This is a genomic window from Erwinia sp. BNK-24-b (genome assembly GCF_047456155.1).
In the GTDB taxonomy this organism is placed as follows: domain Bacteria; phylum Pseudomonadota; class Gammaproteobacteria; order Enterobacterales; family Enterobacteriaceae; genus Erwinia; species Erwinia phyllosphaerae.
Window position 1 is genome coordinate 1,016,491 of record NZ_CP179901.1, and the last position, 17,336, is coordinate 1,033,826.

At 53.1% G+C, this 17,336-nt stretch carries 13 protein-coding genes; 8 read left to right on the plus strand and 5 right to left on the minus strand.

Going from position 1 to position 17,336, the window contains the following annotated elements; all coding sequences use genetic code 11:
- The first annotated feature begins 42 nt into the window (after window positions 1–42).
- The 5 genes from bamB (at window position 43) to ACMGGR_RS04760 (ending at window position 7,561) form a co-directional block, all read left to right on the plus strand.
- On the plus strand, window positions 43–1,224 hold the full coding sequence (gene bamB, locus ACMGGR_RS04740; RefSeq protein WP_414148284.1) for an outer membrane protein assembly factor BamB: 1,182 nt from the start codon (window positions 43–45) through the stop codon (window positions 1,222–1,224).
- Window positions 1,225–1,387: 163 nt separating this feature from the next.
- Window positions 1,388–2,878 (plus strand): ribosome biogenesis GTPase Der, encoded by a 1,491-nt coding sequence (gene der / locus ACMGGR_RS04745; RefSeq protein WP_246760717.1) that lies wholly within the window; start codon window positions 1,388–1,390, stop codon window positions 2,876–2,878.
- Between the two features lie 431 nt (window positions 2,879–3,309).
- Window positions 3,310–4,215 (plus strand): hypothetical protein, encoded by a 906-nt coding sequence (locus tag ACMGGR_RS04750; RefSeq protein ID WP_414148285.1) that lies wholly within the window; start codon window positions 3,310–3,312, stop codon window positions 4,213–4,215.
- Between the two features lie 224 nt (window positions 4,216–4,439).
- A complete protein-coding gene (locus tag ACMGGR_RS04755) occupies window positions 4,440–4,667 on the plus strand; it encodes a zinc ribbon domain-containing protein (RefSeq protein ID WP_246760719.1) in 228 nt (75 codons plus the stop codon).
- A gap of 461 nt (window positions 4,668–5,128) precedes the next feature.
- On the plus strand, window positions 5,129–7,561 hold the full coding sequence (locus ACMGGR_RS04760) for a glucose/quinate/shikimate family membrane-bound PQQ-dependent dehydrogenase (protein WP_246760720.1): 2,433 nt from the start codon (window positions 5,129–5,131) through the stop codon (window positions 7,559–7,561).
- Window positions 7,562–7,604: 43 nt separating this feature from the next.
- Here ACMGGR_RS04760 and ACMGGR_RS04765 read toward each other — a convergent pair whose 3' ends face one another.
- The 3 genes from ACMGGR_RS04765 to xseA form a co-directional block, all read right to left on the minus strand.
- Complete coding sequence (locus ACMGGR_RS04765; protein WP_246760721.1) at window positions 7,605–7,937, minus strand: protealysin inhibitor emfourin; 333 nt, start codon at window positions 7,935–7,937, stop codon at window positions 7,605–7,607.
- Entirely contained in the window at window positions 7,934–8,947 is a 1,014-nt protein-coding gene (locus ACMGGR_RS04770; protein ID WP_246760722.1) for a M4 family metallopeptidase, read from the minus strand. The genes ACMGGR_RS04765 and ACMGGR_RS04770 overlap by 4 nt, the downstream gene beginning before the upstream one ends.
- Before the next feature lie 169 nt (window positions 8,948–9,116).
- Window positions 9,117–10,493: an exodeoxyribonuclease VII large subunit gene (xseA, locus tag ACMGGR_RS04775; protein ID WP_414148286.1), complete on the minus strand. Its 1,377-nt coding sequence runs from the start codon at window positions 10,491–10,493 to the stop codon at window positions 9,117–9,119.
- A 170-nt stretch (window positions 10,494–10,663) separates the two neighbouring features.
- Here xseA and guaB point away from each other — a divergent pair, with 170 nt between their 5' ends.
- Window positions 10,664–12,130, plus strand: coding sequence for an IMP dehydrogenase (gene guaB, locus ACMGGR_RS04780; protein WP_246760724.1), 1,467 nt, complete (start codon window positions 10,664–10,666; stop codon window positions 12,128–12,130).
- A 77-nt stretch (window positions 12,131–12,207) separates the two neighbouring features.
- The gene (gene guaA / locus ACMGGR_RS04785; protein ID WP_414148287.1) at window positions 12,208–13,788 is read left to right on the plus strand and encodes a glutamine-hydrolyzing GMP synthase; all 1,581 of its coding nucleotides are present in this window, start codon (window positions 12,208–12,210) and stop codon (window positions 13,786–13,788) included.
- A 220-nt stretch (window positions 13,789–14,008) separates the two neighbouring features.
- On the opposite strand, the gene ACMGGR_RS04790 is transcribed toward guaA, so the two are convergent.
- Together ACMGGR_RS04790 and ACMGGR_RS04795 are read right to left on the minus strand one after the other, a co-directional pair.
- Complete coding sequence (locus tag ACMGGR_RS04790) at window positions 14,009–15,097, minus strand: amidohydrolase family protein (protein WP_246760726.1); 1,089 nt, start codon at window positions 15,095–15,097, stop codon at window positions 14,009–14,011.
- A gap of 134 nt (window positions 15,098–15,231) precedes the next feature.
- Entirely contained in the window at window positions 15,232–15,861 is a 630-nt protein-coding gene (locus tag ACMGGR_RS04795; protein WP_246760727.1) for a TetR/AcrR family transcriptional regulator, read from the minus strand.
- 319 nt (window positions 15,862–16,180) lie between these two features.
- Here ACMGGR_RS04795 and ACMGGR_RS04800 point away from each other — a divergent pair, with 319 nt between their 5' ends.
- Entirely contained in the window at window positions 16,181–17,089 is a 909-nt protein-coding gene (locus tag ACMGGR_RS04800; protein WP_414148288.1) for an Rpn family recombination-promoting nuclease/putative transposase, read from the plus strand.
- Window positions 17,090–17,336 lie beyond the last annotated feature (247 nt).

Here is a 17,336-nt window from a genome sequence, read left to right on the forward strand (position 1 = left end):
GATCCGGGCAGAAATTGCCGCAACAGGCTCAAGAGGGATTTCATGGAATTGCGTAAGATACTGCTGCCGGGACTGATTTCAGTCACGCTTCTCAGCGGATGTTCATGGTTTAGCGGTGAAGAAGACGTGGTCAAAATGTCGCCGCTGCCAAAAGTGGAAAATCAGTTTACCCCGGAAACAGTCTGGAGCACCTCGGTAGGCGATGGCGTAGGTGATTACTACTCCAATCTGCACCCGGCATGGTCTGAAAACACGGTCTATGCCGCCGATCGCTTTGGCATTGTAAAAGCCCTGAACGCGGCCGATGGCAAAGAGCAGTGGAAAGTTGACCTGTCGACCAAAACCGGCTTTTTCTCTAAAAACCTGCCCGCGCAGCTTTCCGGCGGTCTGACTTACGACGGCGGACGCGTCTACGTCGGCAGCGAACGTGCTGAGGTTTACGCGCTGAACAGTAACGACGGCTCCATTGCCTGGCAGACTAAAGCGGCAGGTGAAGTGCTTTCTCGGCCGGTGGTCAGCGACGGTCTGGTGCTGGTTCATACCAGCAACGGCATGCTACAGGGGCTGGATCAGAGCAGCGGCGTCGTGAAGTGGACCGTGAATCTGGATGTGCCAGCGCTGTCGCTGCGCGGTGAATCGGCTCCGGCTACCGCTTTCGGTGCGGCCATTGTCGGCGGTGATAACGGCCGCGTGAGTGCCGTAATGATGAACCAGGGCCAGATTATCTGGCAGCAGCGTATCTCTCAGCCTGGCGGCGCGACGGAAATCGATCGCCTGTCAGACGTTGATACAACGCCGGTAGTGGTAGATGGCGTGGTCTATGCGCTGGCCTATAACGGCAGCCTGGCGGCGATGGATCTGCGTTCTGGTCAGATTATGTGGAAACGCGAGATCGGTTCCGTACATAACATGATTGTTGACGCTGGCCGCATCTATCTGGTCGACCAGGACGATCGCGTTGTCGCTCTCAGCACCGATGGCGGCGTGACCGTCTGGCGCCAGAGCGATCTGCTGCATCGCAACCTGACTACGCCAGTTCTGTATAACGGTTACCTGGTGGTTGGCGACAGCGAAGGCTATCTGCACTGGATCAACACGACCGACGGCCGTTTTGTCGCTCAGCAGAAAGTGGACAGCTCCGGCTTCCAGACTACACCAGTAGTCGCCAGCGATAAGCTGCTGATTCAGGCGAAAGGCGGCGAAGTTTACGCTTTTACCCGCTAATTTCAGCTTAGCGGCGTTATACAACGGCTCCTGAAGGTTCAGGGGCCGTTTCGTTTTTCTACAGGCGTGGTATCCTCTACGCCTTCAGCCTGCGTGTGCGTCAGCATAAGCTACTCTCAGTGAAGGGTCGTCAGGCGTTTAATTTTTGTAATGAGGCTTCAATATGGTACCTGTGGTCGCGCTGGTCGGGCGTCCCAATGTGGGAAAATCTACTCTGTTTAATCGTCTGACGCGCACGCGAGATGCGCTGGTAGCGGATTTTCCCGGGCTAACCCGTGACCGTAAGTATGGTCGCGCCGAGGTCGAAGGGCGTGAATTTATCTGCATTGATACCGGCGGTATCGATGGCAACGAAGAGGGTGTCGAAACCCGGATGGCCGAACAGTCGCTGTTAGCGATTGAAGAAGCCGATGTCGTACTGTTTATGGTGGACGCGCGTGCGGGCCTGATGCCTGCCGATCAGGCCATCGCTAAACATTTGCGCTCTCGCCAGAAACCTACTTTCCTTGTAGCCAATAAAACCGACGGCATGGATCCGGATTCCGCCGTAGTGGACTTCTATTCGCTGGGTCTGGGTGATATTCATCCTATCGCCGCCTCGCACGGTCGCGGCGTGACCGGCCTGCTGGAGATCGTCCTGCTGCCGTGGATGGACGAAGTTGCGCCGCAGGTGGAGCTGACCGAAGAAGAAGAAAACGAAGCCTACTGGGCTGAGCTGGCGGCAAAAGAGAACGGCGACGAGGCGGAGGAGGAGGAAGACGACTTCAACCCGCTGGATCTGCCGATTAAGCTGGCCATCGTCGGTCGTCCTAACGTCGGTAAATCAACGCTGACTAACCGTATTCTCGGTGAAGATCGCGTTGTGGTTTACGATATGCCAGGCACCACGCGCGACAGCATCTATATTCCGATGGAGCGTGACGGTCGCGAGTATATCCTGATCGACACCGCAGGCGTGCGCAAGCGCGGCAAAATTACCGAAACGGTAGAGAAGTTCTCGGTGATTAAAACGCTGCAGGCTATCGAAGATGCCAACGTGGTGATGCTGGTAATCGACGCGCACGAAGGCATTTCCGATCAGGATCTGTCGCTGCTGGGCTTTATCCTTAACAGTGGTCGTTCTCTGGTGATCGTGGTGAACAAATGGGATGGCCTGACGCAGGAGATCCGCGACGAAGTAAAAGAGACGCTGGATTTCCGTCTTGGCTTTATCGATTTTGCCCGCGTGCACTTTATCTCTGCTCTGCACGGCAGTGGCGTTGGTAACCTGTTCGAATCTGTTACCGAAGCCTACGACTGTTCCACGCGTCGCGTGAACACTTCTATGCTGACCCGCATTATGAATATGGCGGCAGACGACCATCAGCCGCCGCTGGTGCGTGGCCGTCGCGTCAAGCTGAAGTATGCGCACGCCGGTGGTTACAACCCGCCAATCGTCGTTATCCATGGTAATCAGGTAAAAGACCTGCCGGATTCCTATAAGCGCTATCTGATGAACTATTTCCGTCGCTCGCTGGAAGTGATGGGGACGCCTATCCGCATTCAGTTCAAGGAAGGGGACAACCCGTTTGCCGGTAAACGCAACCTGTTGACGCCTAATCAGCAGCGCAAGCGCAAGCGTCTTATGAGCCATCTGAAAAAGAATAAACGTTAATCCTTCAGGGAAATATCAGGGTGGCAAAACCTGAACGTGGGTTTTGCTGCTTTCCTCTGCCTGAATTCGTTATTTTGTCAGGCTCGCTTTAAAGCACGAGATGCTTGTTGAAGCAGGCTGGCAGCATGAGGCACGCCCTACAGCAGGTCGCTATAGCCGCAATGTATTATTATCGTTTATTAGTAACGATATATAGTTAAAATCCTCACCTGATTGTCAGTTTCCATTTTATAGAAATAGTAAGATGTTAAATATTGCGGTTTCTATAATCTGTAGCTCTCTGTAAAAATATTATAATAATATAACTTTTGATGGTAATTATTACCATGATTGCTTCAAGGTTTTTATTGCATGCTGATATTTAGTTGATATCATATGTTATTAATACAATGTTTCCCATAACTTGATTTAAGCTGCTGAAAGGATTCTTTATGCTAGTTTTTGACAGGAAAATCTCCCGCAAGCGTTTAAGTGCTTTTAAAGCCAGAACGGATCAAAGAAATCAGGATGAACAAAAAAAGGTTGATATCTTAAAAGCCTGGGACAGGGTCTTAAATTCTGCTGACAGAGATTTAAAGATCGTTCATTGCATCTCTTCCCGCGGCAGCACGTCTCATATTGGAACAGCTGTTAGATCCTCTCCGTTTTTGTTTAGCCCGGCAGGGCAGTTGTTATCAACCTGGGATGTTATTTCTGCAAGTTGCATCGGTGGTAAGGCTATGCGTGGTGGTCAGCAGTTAGGGGCGGCTCCGTTAGATATACATTTAAATCTTATCGTACCGGTACAAAACATCATCGGCACACATTTTAGCGACGTTTGTTTTAACAATTTTGCTGGTCTTGAAGGTAATTTGCCTGGGGGGCGAGTTATCGATAAAAATTTGCTGGCGGAAAGTATATTAAAAGGCAGGGAGAGACCTAACGCTCATGGTTTTAAAATGCAAGAGCCATATAATATTTTACGGCATCCCGATGAATTCCGTACCAGAATGATTAAGGGTATTGGAAATTATAATGAAATTTTGCTGATAGGGAGGCCGGGGGTAAGGTTATATACACATTTTCCCTGTACGGATGTGATAAAACTAAAAGATATTTCGTTCAGGCCAAATTATATGGTTAATTCAATGAGAACAGGATCGTGTAATGAGGAGTTTATCAGGAAATTTAATGAAGATCTTGAATTCATCAAAAAGCTGCTGCGTATTAATTGTACTAATAAGCTTATCTTTAGTCTGGGAAAACATCCGGCTGTGCAAGCACTGAATCTTTCTATCCACTTTGAAGCGGCTGGATTCAGGAAGCAAAGCGATTTAATATATATACTGGTCAGCTAGTAAAAAATTTATGCCCTGCAAACGTTGGGCAGAGTGGCAGAGTGGCAGAGTGGCAGAGTGGCAGAGTGGCAGAGTGGCAGAGGGACAGAATGGCAGAGTGGCAGAGTGGCATACTTGCTGATGAGCCTGATAGAGCCTGGCGCAAAATAAGGGATTGATCATTCCAGCCTGAATCCAGCACGCGTGCGGTTATGTTATATACTCAGATAAAACAGGAGAATAAGATGAGCGAACACTGTCCGGTTTGTCAGCATCATCTTATCGCCAGAGGCGAACGTTTCTACTGCGCCAGCTGCCAGCGTGACTTTGCGGCTAAAGCGATTTGCCCGGACTGCGGCCAGTCATTACAAATTTTGAAGGCCTGTGGTGCCGTTGACTATTTTTGCCCCAACGGCGACGGATTGATTTCCGGCAGGCGCGTTGTTTTTAAGCCGCTGAGTGAATCCTTATAAATTATCCTTAAGCTTATCCTCCTGTAATTGATCGGTCCTGGCACTTTCCCCGTCGGATTAACGCTGCTTTTATCTTCCGCCCTTTCTCAGTAATCACTTTTCAATTTCAGCCCCTCGCTCATTGTGTTCCGTCAGCCAGGCTGAACGGTTTTGCACCGAAATTGTTTCGCCACAGTTAATTTTTAGAGCGATAAACTTTCAAAGAAATCACAAGTGTGAAATTTGTTAATTTTATGTGTAGTCATTTACGAACCACATGGTACAATTTTGCCGTTAACTAAAGCGACTCTGGCGGTATACACGCGCTTTGGTTAAGGCGACACGGGGTAAACCCGCAGTGAATTGTTAATAAAAAGAGTGACCATAGCAGAATGTTGCTTCGCTTCGGCTGACGCCGGCCAGGCCTGTGCACAGCAGGAAGATTGCGCTACGGCTCTTTTTTTCCCAGGAGTATTTTTACCATGTCTCAAACCAATACCCGGTCTGCAAAATGGCTGGGGCTGTGGAGCGTTGTGCTGGGCCTGATTTTACTGGCTACCGGCCTGTTCTTTGTTATCTTCGGCGGAAAACTGGTGGCGCTTGGTGGCAGCTGGTATTTCATCATCGCCGGGATTTTTACCATTATTTCTGCTATCCAGTTCTTCCGCCGCAAATCTTCCGCCGTAGCGGTTTTTGCGCTGGTCTTTATCGGCACGCTTATCTGGGCGTTGCTGGATGTTGGCCTGGATTTCTGGCCGCTGGTTTCGCGGCTAATGACCATTGCCGGGCTGATGCTGCTGGCCGTAATAACGCTGCCCGCGCTGCGCAAGCGTGAAGGTAAATCTTCTGCGGCCAAACCGGCCTGTATTGCGGCGGCGGTCCTGGTGGCAGGCATGGTGGTAACTTTTGTTCAGATGTTCCAGCCACACGCGCCGGTTGCTGACGGCAGCGAACTGCCGCTGACCCCGGTAAATAAAGCAACCGAACAGAAAAACTGGGATAACTACGGCAACACGCCGGGCGGTAGCCGTTTTGTCGCGCTGGATCAGATCACGCGTGATAACGTAAAAGATCTGAAAGTGGCCTGGACCTTTCATACGGGCGATATTCCTGAAAGCCCGACCGGCAACGGCGCGGAAGACCAGCAAACACCTTTGCAGATTGGCGATGTACTTTACCTCTGTACGCCGCATAACAACGTTATCGCCGTAAATGCCGACACCGGTAAAAAGATTTGGGAGCACGTGGTTAACGCACAGGCAGAAGTCTGGAACCGCTGCCGCGGGCTGGCTTATTTCGACGCCACTAAACCCCTGACTCAGCCTTCTGTGCCTGGCTCTACGCCAGTGCCGCAGCCCGCGCTGGCGGCTGGTGATACCTGTCAGCGTCGTCTGCTGATGAACACCATTGACGCACGCCTGATGGCCATCAATGCCGATAACGGCGAGCTGTGCCAGAACTTTGGCGACCATGGCGTGGTGAATCTGAAAGCAGGCCTGGGCGAAGCGCAGGATCCAAAATATCAGTTAACCTCCGCGCCGACGCTGGCCGGAACCACCGTGGTGGTTGGCGGTCGCGTGGCGGATAACGTTCAAACCGATATGCCTGGCGGCGTTATTCGCGGCTTTGATGTTATTACCGGCCAGATGCGCTGGGCTTTCGACACGGGCAACGACGATCCAAATGCAAAACTGCAGCCGGGCCAGAACTTTGCTCGCAGTACGCCTAACTCCTGGGCGCCAATGTCCTATGACCCAACCATGAACACCGTGTTTATGCCGATGGGCAGCTCTTCGGTGGATCTGTATGGTGCGACGCGCACCGCATTAAACCACAAGTATGGCGCGTCGATTCTGGCGGTCGATGCGACTACCGGTAAAGAGAAGTGGGTTTATCAGACCGTGCACAACGATCTGTGGGACTTTGACCTGCCGATGCAGCCAAGCCTGATCGACTTCCCGCTAAAAGACGGCACCAGCAAACCTGCCGTGGTTATTGGCACGAAAGCGGGGCAGATTTATGTGCTGGATCGCCTGACCGGCAGGCCGCTGACCGAAGTAAAAGAAGTCCCGGTTAAAAAAGGTAACATTCCAAACGAGCAATATACGCCGACGCAGCCTAAGTCTGTCGGCATGCCGCAGATTGGTGCCGAAACGCTGAAAGAGTCGGATATGTGGGGCGCAACGCCGTTTGACCAGCTGGTCTGCCGCGTGGCCTTTAAATCTATGCGCTATGACGGCCTGTACACCGTGCCGGGTACCGATAAAGCGTTAAGCTTCCCTGGCTCGCTGGGCGGCATGAACTGGGGCAGCCTTTCAACCGATCCGAATAATCACTATATCTTCGTTAACGATATGCGTCTTGGCCTGTGGGTGCAGATGATCCCGGCTAACACCGGCGCGATTGCGCGCGGCAGCAACGGCGGTGAAGCGATTAATACCGGTATGGGCGCGGTGCCGCTGAAAGGCACGCCTTACGCCGTAAATAAAAACCGCTTTATGTCACCGCTGGGTATCCCGTGCCAGAAGCCGCCATTCGGCACGCTTTCCGCTATCGATCTGAAAACCCAGAAGCTGGTGTGGCAGGTTCCCGTCGGCACCGTGCAGGATACGGGTCCGTTTGGCATCAAAATGCACGCGCAAATGCCGGTAGGTATGCCAACGCTGGGCGGCACGCTGGCGACGCAGGGCGGCCTGGTGTTTATTGCGGGAACGCAGGATTACTATCTGCGCGCGTTTGATTCGGCTACCGGCAAGGAAGTGTGGAAAGCGCGTCTGCCGGTTGGCAGCCAGGGTGGCCCAATCAGCTACAGGTCGCCGAAAACAGGCAAGCAGTACATCCTGATTTCAGCAGGCGGCGCACGCCAGTCTCCGGATCGCGGCGACTACGTCATTGCTTACGCGCTGGATAAATAAGCGTAAAAAGAAAGCCCCGCCAGCAACGGCGGGGCTTTTTTATTTATTGCCCATCCTGCCAGAGCTGCACCAGTTCAGGCGGCGCCTGATCCTCAGGGATCAGAATCACGATATTGCCCGACTGGTGCTGCGTGGCGTAGCTAATTTCAATACGGTAATAGCGCTGATCGCCTCTTCCGGCGCAGTTTTGCCCTCCCGGTGGTTCTCCCATAGGCAAGACGCGGCGCAACACGCCGCAGACATGTTCCCGCTGTGGAGGATCTAACTGCGCCAGCGCAATACGTCTTGCGCCGGACAGCTTAGGAATAAAAGCAAAACCGCCTTCGCGCGCCACGTCAATAACCGCGTCGTCGCTCAGTTCCGGAAGAGAATTCATAGTACGCCAACCTCTTTCCAGGCATTTTCAATCGCCTGCGCTACCGATTTATTAAAACGTTTTTGACCGTGGCTAACGGTAAGCTTCGCAAAGGTTTTAAAGTCGGCATCCTGCGGCAGCGCTTTATCGCACACCGTGTCGTACCATGCGTGACCCGCCAGCTCCCACGCATAGCCGCCCAGCGCTTTCGCCGCCAGGTAGAAAGCATGGTTAGGAATACCGGAATTTAAGTGCACGCCGCCGTTATCGTCACGCGTCTGCACATAGCCTTTCATATCCGCTGGCTGGGGATCTTTGCCCAACAGCGGATCGTCATAGGCCGTACCGGGTGCCGCCATAGAGCGCAGCCCTTTACCATTGATCCCTTTAGCCAGCAGCCCCTCACCAATCAGCCAGTCTGCCTTGTCGGCGGTCTGTTTATGGTGAAACTGTTTCACCAGCGAGCCAAATACGTCCGAGAGAGATTCATTCAGCGCACCGGCCTGTTCAAAATAGATCAGACCAGCTTCGCTTTCGGTGACGCCGTGCGACAGTTCATGCCCCACCACGTCCAGCGCGATGGTAAAGCGATTGAAAATTTCGCCATCACCGTCGCCAAACACCATCTGCTGACCGTTCCAGAATGCGTTCTGATAGCCCTTGCCATAGTGCACGGTACCTTTCAGCGTCAGACCTTTATTATCCAGCGAGTTACGCTGATAAGCCTGCCAGAAAAAGTCGTAAGTCACGCCGAGATAATCGTAAGCTTCGTTGGCCGCAACATCGTTATTGCTTGACTGACCTTCGCTGCGTACCAGCGTGCCGGGAAGATTCTGCGTCTGCTCTGAATCATAGATTTCTCGCTCGACCTTGCCTGGCGTCGCGGTTTTCGCGCCGTCCGGTTTGATCCAGCTTTCCGCCATCAGCGTCTGCACGTGCGCCAGTGTCTGACGCGCGCAGCTCTGCTGCTGGCCGGAACCGTTATCAATGATTTTACGCAGAATATAGGGAGGAATGACGCCATAATTCATACCATGCTCCTTGGTCAACAGTAAGTGTCCAAAAAGTATAGTGGCTACATTGCGTACGCGCATGACGGTCCATTGCACATTTTAACAACAAATGCGCAATACGATGACGAGGAATATAATTTACTGAAATCTATAATAACAGAGCAGGTTAACTGGTCCTGTAAGGCAGTCAGCCTGCGCTTTTTTTGGCTCGCGTTTTTTTAAGCGGTGTGATTGCCATGACTTCGCTTTCGATCCAGCCGTCGTCCAGTCGCGTTTGTAAGCGGTCACCGGCCTTAAGCTGCGCGGTCTTTTTGACAACCTGGCCGTCGACGGCGGTGGTCACGCTAAAGCCGCGCGCCAGGGTTGCCAGCGGGCTGACGCCTTCCAGCTGGGCAGCCAGCGTGGCGAACTGCTGCTTGCTGCCGTTAAGCTGCGCCTGCATTGCCTGCTGAAGACGATAGCGCCACTGTTGCAGCTGCTGTTGCGCACGATGCAGACGCTGCTGCGGCTGCGTGGCTGCCAGGCGCTGTGCCGCGCGTTCCTGCTGACGAGTAGCCTGACGCAAGCTTGTTTGCATGGCGTCATCCAGCCTGCGCTGTAGCTTCATCAGCGTCGTCTGCTGACGGGCCAGGCGCAGCTGTGGATGCTGCTGCTGCAAACGATGATGCAGCCGCGTGAACGTGCGGCTTTGCTGAGCAAGGTAGTAATCCATTGCCATTTCCAGCCGCGTTTGCTGCGACTGTAGCTGGCGCAGCAGCTCAATCTGGTTCCGGCTTACCAGTTCCGCAGCGGCGGAAGGGGTAGGGGCGCGTAAGTCCGCAACGAAATCGGCAATAGTGACGTCCGTTTCGTGGCCTACGGCGCTGACGATGGCGATGCGGCTGGCAAAAATAGCCCGCGCCACGCGCTCGTCGTTAAAGCTCCAGAGATCTTCCAGCGAACCGCCGCCGCGGCCGACAATCAGCACGTCACACTCCTGACGAATATTTGCTAATTCAATCGCCCGAACGATGCGGGCCGGTGCGTCGACACCCTGAACCGGCGTCGGATAGATGACAACCGGCAGCGAAGGGTCGCGTCGATGAAGAACACGTAAAATATCGTGCAGGGCCGCGCCGGTAGAGGAGGTAATCACGCCTACCTGGCGCGCCGGATCCGGCAGTGGCTGTTTATGGCTTTGCTCAAACAGACCTTCGCTTGCCAGCTTTTGCTTTAGCTGTTCAAACTGTTGCTGAAGCAGACCGTCACCGGCAGGCTGCATGCTTTCGGCAATCAGCTGATAGTCGCCGCGCGGTTCATAAAGCGTAATCGTGGCGCGAACCAGCACCTGCTGACCATTTTGCGGGCGAAACGTGACGCGGCGGTTGCTGTTGCGAAACATCGCGCAGCGTACCTGAGCACCATCATCTTTAAGCGTAAAGTACCAGTGGCCGGAAGAGGGCTGGGAAAAGTTAGAGATCTCGGCGCTCAGCCAGACCTGGCCCATCTCCATTTCCAGCAGCTTGCGCACCGTGGTATTCAGGCGGCTGACGGTAAAAATATTGGCGGTTGGCGGTAGCGACATGTGATAGAGATCAAATTTTAAATCAGAGGGTTAATTAACCGATACTACATGGCTGACCGGAGGGATCAAGAGTTTTTCGTAAATAATGCTGGAGGCAATCGATTACGCCCTGTATAATGCCGCGGCAATATTTTACAAGTTCTCATTCACCCTGAGGTTGAGATATTGCTATGCTAAGAATCGCTAAAGAAGCCCTGACATTTGACGACGTGCTGCTCGTTCCTGCTCATTCGACTGTTCTCCCTAACACAGCCGACCTCAGTACCCAGCTTACTAAAACCATTCGCCTGAATATTCCTATGCTCTCTGCGGCTATGGACACCGTTACCGAAGCGGGTCTTGCTATTGCGCTGGCGCAGGAAGGCGGCCTGGGCTTTATTCATAAAAATATGTCTATTGAGCGCCAGGCGGAAGAAGTTCGCAAGGTGAAAAAACACGAGAGCGGCGTCGTAACCGATCCGCAGACCGTGCTGCCAACAACCGCGCTGAGCGATGTGAAGATCCTGACCGAACGCAACGGCTTCGCTGGCTATCCGGTAGTCAACGGCAACAACGAGCTGGTTGGCATTATCACCGGTCGTGACGTCCGTTTCGTTACCGATATGAGCCTGCCGGTTTCTGCCGTGATGACGCCAAAAGAGCGTCTGGTGACCGTCCGTGAAGGCGAAGCTCGCGAAGTTGTGCTGCAAAAGATGCACGAAAAGCGTATCGAAAAAGCGCTGGTGGTGGATGACAGCTTCCATCTGCTGGGCATGATCACCGTTAAAGATTTCCAGAAAGCCGAACGTAAGCCTAACGCCTGTAAAGATCACGAAGGCCGTCTGCGCGTTGGCGCGGCTGTAGGCGCTGGTGCGGGCAACGAAGAGCGCGTTGATGCGCTGGTGGCGGCTGGTGTTGACGTGCTGCTGATCGACTCTTCGCACGGTCATTCTGAAGGCGTTCTGCAACGTATTCGCGAAACGCGCGCTAAATATCCGGATCTGCAAATCCTCGGCGGCAACGTGGCAACCGGCGCTGGCGCGCTGGCACTGGTAGAAGCCGGCGTCAGCGCTGTGAAAGTGGGTATCGGCCCTGGCTCCATCTGTACTACACGTATCGTTACCGGCGTGGGCGTACCGCAGATTACCGCTGTTTCCGACGCGGTTGCCGCCCTGGAAGGTACCGGCATCCCGGTTATCGCTGACGGCGGCATCCGCTTCTCTGGCGATATCGCCAAGGCTATCGCTGCTGGCGCAAGCGCGGTGATGGTCGGCTCTATGCTGGCCGGTACGGAAGAGTCTCCGGGCGAGATCGAACTCTATCAGGGCCGCTCTTTCAAATCCTATCGCGGGATGGGATCGTTGGGTGCCATGTCTAAAGGTTCCTCTGACCGTTACTTCCAGACCGACAACGCGGCAGACAAGCTGGTACCGGAAGGCATTGAAGGTCGCGTAGCCTATAAGGGCCGCCTGAAAGAGATCGTGCATCAGCAGATGGGCGGCCTGCGCTCCTGTATGGGCCTGACCGGCTGTGGCACCATCGAAGCGCTGCGTACTAAAGCAGAGTTCGTCCGCATCAGCGGCGCCGGTATTACCGAGAGCCACGTGCATGACGTGACCATTACTAAAGAGTCGCCAAACTACCGCATGGGTTCCTGATAACCCGGCCTGACGCCCGGCGCTGACCGGGCGTTTTACTTAATCCCTGTATTTGTTTATCGCTCTGGAATAGCCCAATGACCACGGAAAATATCCATAAACACCGCATCCTGATCCTTGATTTCGGCTCGCAGTATACGCAGCTGGTTGCACGTCGCGTGCGTGAACTGGGCGTTTACTGTGAACTGTGGGCGTGGGACGTCACTGAAGAGCAGATCCGCCAGTTTAATCCAAACGGGATTATTCTGTCAGGCGGCCCGGAAAGCACCACCGAACACAACAGCCCGCGCGCGCCGGAATATGTCTTCACGGCTGGCGTACCGGTCTTCGGCGTTTGCTACGGCATGCAAACCATGGCGCTGCAGCTGGGCGGCAAGGTAGAAGGTTCCAGCGAGCGTGAGTTTGGCTATGCGCAGGTTGAAGTTGGCGTGGAAAGTGCGCTGACCCGCGGTATCGAAGATTCTCTGAGCGCCGACGGTAAGCCGCTGCTGGACGTCTGGATGAGCCACGGCGACAAGGTTACCGCTATCCCGTCTGACTTTGTCACCGTTGCCAGCACCGACAGCTGCCCGTTTGCCATTATGGCTAACGAAGAGAAGCGCCTGTACGGCGTGCAGTTCCATCCGGAAGTGACCCATACCCGCCAGGGGCTGCGCCTGCTGGAGCGTTTTGTACTGGATATCTGCCAGTGTGAAGCGCTGTGGACGCCGGCAAAAATTATTGAAGATGCCGTTGAGCGCCTGCGCGAGCAGGTAGGTAACGATAAAGTCATCCTGGGTTTGTCCGGCGGCGTGGACTCTTCCGTTACCGCCATGCTGCTGCATCGCGCCATTGGCGATCGCCTGACCTGCGTATTTGTTGATAACGGTCTGCTGCGCCTGAACGAAGCCGAGCAGGTAATGGATATGTTTGGCGACCACTTCGGCCTGAATATCATCCATGTGGAAGGCGAAAAACGCTTCCTTGACGCGCTGGCGGGCACGGATGAGCCGGAAGCCAAGCGTAAAATTATCGGTCGTGTCTTTGTCGAAGTCTTTGACGAAGAAGCGCTGAAGCTGGAAGACGTTAAATGGCTGGCGCAGGGCACTATCTATCCTGACGTGATTGAATCCGCCGCTTCCGCCACCGGCAAAGCGCACGTGATTAAATCGCACCATAACGTAGGCGGCCTGCCGAAAGAGATGAAGATGGGGCTGGTCGAACCGCTGCGTGAATTGTTTAAGGATGAAGTACGCAAAATCGGTCTTGAGCTGGGCCTGCCGTACAACATGCTTTACCGTCACCCGTTCCCTGGCCCTGGTCTGGGCGTGCGCGTACTGGGCGAAGTGAGGAAAGAGTATTGCGATCTGCTGCGCCGTGCCGATGCGATCTTTATTGAAGAGCTGCATAAAGCCGACCTGTATAACAAGGTCAGCCAGGCATTCACCGTCTTCCTGCCGGTTCGTTCCGTAGGCGTAATGGGCGATGGCCGTAAATACGACTGGGTTGTATCGCTGCGAGCGGTAGAAACCATCGACTTTATGACCGCGCACTGGGCGCATCTGCCTTATGACTTCCTGGGCCGCGTTTCTAACCGTATTATCAATGAAATCGACGGTATTTCCCGCGTGGTTTACGATATCTCCGGTAAGCCGCCAGCGACGATTGAGTGGGAATAAGTTCACGTCTGGCAACAGCCTGCACGTAAAAGCAATAAACACCTCTAAGCCCGCATAACCGCGGGCTTTTTTAAGCACTTGCATCCATAAGCGTCGTTTCGAAGAATATAAAATCAAACTACTCGGTTGCCGTCACCCCCTGGCAAAATGACAGCACGCCTTCATCTCATTAGCCGAAATCTTTAAATCGGTTGTAGAGGCATGCTTGCCGCACCCAAGGTTACAGATGCTGGATTTTCATCAGTGTTGCCGCGTTTTCCCAGGCGACTTTATTGCGTTCGCTGTCGGAGATGTTCGCGTTGCGGATCCAGTCCGTCGCGGTTTTCGTATCCTCAAACGGATAGTCTACTGAAAACATCACATTATGCTCACCCATAGAGTCCAGCGCACAGCGCAGCGCAGCGTCGTCGCAGACGCCAGAAGTGGTCAGCATGATGTTACGGCGCAGATACCATGAAGGCAGATGCTGAATCTCATATTTTGTATTGGCAATTTTATAACGACTGTCGAGACGCCATATTTGAATCGGGAGCGTTTCACCCATATGCCCCAGAATAATTTTGGCCCCCGGGAAGCGGTCAAAGGTGCCGCTAAATACCAGCCGAAGCGCATGTGAACATGTCTCTGCGGCCCAGCTCCATACTGGCCCCCACATTTCCGGATGATTAGCATACATGTGTGGGTAATCAGGTGGGTTGCCCGGATGAATATAAACAGGCACGGCCAGCTCTTCTACCCGTTGCCAGAAAACATCATAACGGCGATCGTCCAGGTAAAGCCCGTTTGTTTCCCCGTTAATCATCCCTCCCTGCATTTGGAGCTGCCTGACGCAGCGTTCAAGCTCATCTGCGGCGGCCTGCGGATCCTGCATGGCAAGGTGAGCGAAACCACCATAGCGCGTCGGGCGTTTTTGCATTTCTGCCGCCAGCCGGTCATTGGCATAGCGCGCCAGGCGAACGGCTTTATTCGTGTCCGGCTCAATCTGCACGCCAGGGCCGGAAAGAGAGAGTACGGCAAAATCAATGCCGTGCTCATCCATGATATCAAGCCTGCGTTGACCAAAATCAGAAAGGGGCGTCACGACTTTATCCACCAGCCCGCTTTTCAGGTTCTGCTGGGTTTCATGCAGATATCCCTCGAACTCGGGCAGCATAAAGTGCTCTTCAAGCGCAATGATGCGTTTGGGCTTGAGCTTTACCTGAGCGAGCTGGCTGGCTGCGGAGGCACTCAGGGTACCGCCTGCCAGTAAAGACGTCCCCGCGACCACTGATGCAGCGGCTCCGCGAAGAAAGTTACGGCGATCTGACATGAGAAAAATGCTCCTCAATAAATTAATTTAAGAAACGACTATCGTTTCTAAATTAATATTAGCTAGCCGACCGTTTTAAATCCCAGCGTAAAACGTCTCCGGCTGTAACTAACGGCAAGGTTGAGTAAATCGAGCTAGAGGAGCAGCGGCCTGAAGTCAGTTAAAACCCGGTCGATGATTAGACCCATTTCAGACTCGGTTGGCGCTGGGGTGATCCCCAGTGAGATATCCCGCAGTAGAGGAGTGACGATTAGCGCCTGCAGATAGGCAGCGCCGTTCTGCGGCCAGGAGGGGTTGATCCATCCCGCGGAACGCGCCTCTTCAAGCCAGCGGTTGAGCATGCTGCTGGCATTAACAATTCCGCCGCTCCGGTAAACGGCAAGCTTCTCACGCTTATCGGCCTTTTCATTTTGTAGATACTTGTAAATAGCTACTGATTCTCTTGAGAGCACACGCGATCCCAGCGCGATAAAAAAGAGGCGCAGTTTGTTAAGCACATCTTCCTTGCTGGAAGCCTTATGCAGCTCGGGTAAGGTGCGGGTTGACGTCCAGGCCACGATCATTTCATTTATCAGCATGTCTTTGCTGTCGAAGTATTTATAAATGGTTTTCTTGGCAAGCCTGCTTTGCCGGGCAATTTCGTCAATGGAAACAGCGGAGACGCCTTTAACCTCAATAATATCAATCGCCGCTGAGAAAACGGTCTTTCTAATTAACGCCATCGATTTTGCTGGTCTGCCGCGGGCAGCTGTTTCTTTCATCATCGTTACATTCCAGATTATCCTTTTTAAAATGTAACATGCGCAGGGGATGGCGTCTTCTGGATGGGAGAGAGCAAGGGCTTAACGCTGGTCTCCTGCTAAATTTACCCACAAGCAGCAAAAAGGATGGCGTCTCAGAATCAGTATTGAACGGCTACCGGAAAGCATGGGTCATCAGAAAAATTTGTGCAAAAAAGGAGCCGGTTTCAGGCAATCTTCGAGCTGTTTCGCAGTCTTAAAACAACGTTAAAAAAACCAGTCCTGAGCAATTTCAACCCGTGCTAAAGTCCGGCCATGTCAAACGGAATGACAGGATGAAAGGATGAAGCTGACTCCAACCCCGCATGATGCTTTCTTTAAGCAGTATCTGAGCCATGTAGAAACGGCCAAAGACTTTTTGCGGATTCATGTACCCGTCGCGCTACTTCGCGATTGCGATCTTAACACCTTGAGGCTGGCATCCGGCAGCTTCATTGAAGATAATTTGCGGTCCTGTCATTCAGATGTGCTTTATGCGCTGAAAACCAAAGACGGCGAGGGATATATCTATTGCCTCATTGAACATCAAAGCTCGCCGGACAGGCAAATGAGTTTTCGTCTGATGCGTTACGCCATAGCAGCCATGCAACAGCATCTGGATGCTGGCCATAAAAAGCTGCCGCTGGTTATCCCGATTCTGTTTTATCACGGAGCTGTCTCGCCTTACCCTTACACCATGGACTGGCTACAGGGATTCAGTAATCCCGATCTTGCCAGGCAGCTATATAGCTGCGAGTTTCCTTTGGTTGACATTACGGCGATTGCTGATGATAAAATCATCACTCACCGTCGTGTCGCTATGCTGGAGCTGCTGCAAAAGCATATTCGCCTGCGGGATTTAGCGACGCTGGAAGAGCAGCTGATCGCGCTGTTAAAAAACGGGGAAATTCATGATGAACAGCTGGTATTGCTGGTCAATTACATAGTGCAAGCGGGACAGGCGACCGACGCGGAAGGGCTTTTGCGCCGACTGGCGCAGCGTTCATCAAAGCATAAGGAGATACTGATGACCATAGCAGAGCAGCTGGAACAAATTGGTTTGAAAAAAGGCCTTAAACAAGGCCGTACTGAGGGCGCAAAACAGGCGAAACTGGAAGTCGCCCGCAAAATGCTTGCTGGTGGGCTGGACCTTAATATGGTCAGAAAAATGACGGGGCTGCCGACCAAAGCGTTAAAACAGCTCGCCCATTAATGTGCGCGGCGGGAGCCCATGCTCCGTGGCTGTTACAGTCGCCGGCAAATAATGGCCGCATCATCCGTCTGCGTGCGGCCATCTTCGTTTTATCGACCAGTCATTATTTAATGGTATAGCAAAAAAAGTTGTGTTCAGCCCCGGGGGAGATTAAAAACCCGCCAGTATCGATCAGGTGATGGGGAGGCATGGATGAAGCTTAATACACTGAATTATAAGGATATTGGCAGGATTTCTTTATATGGAT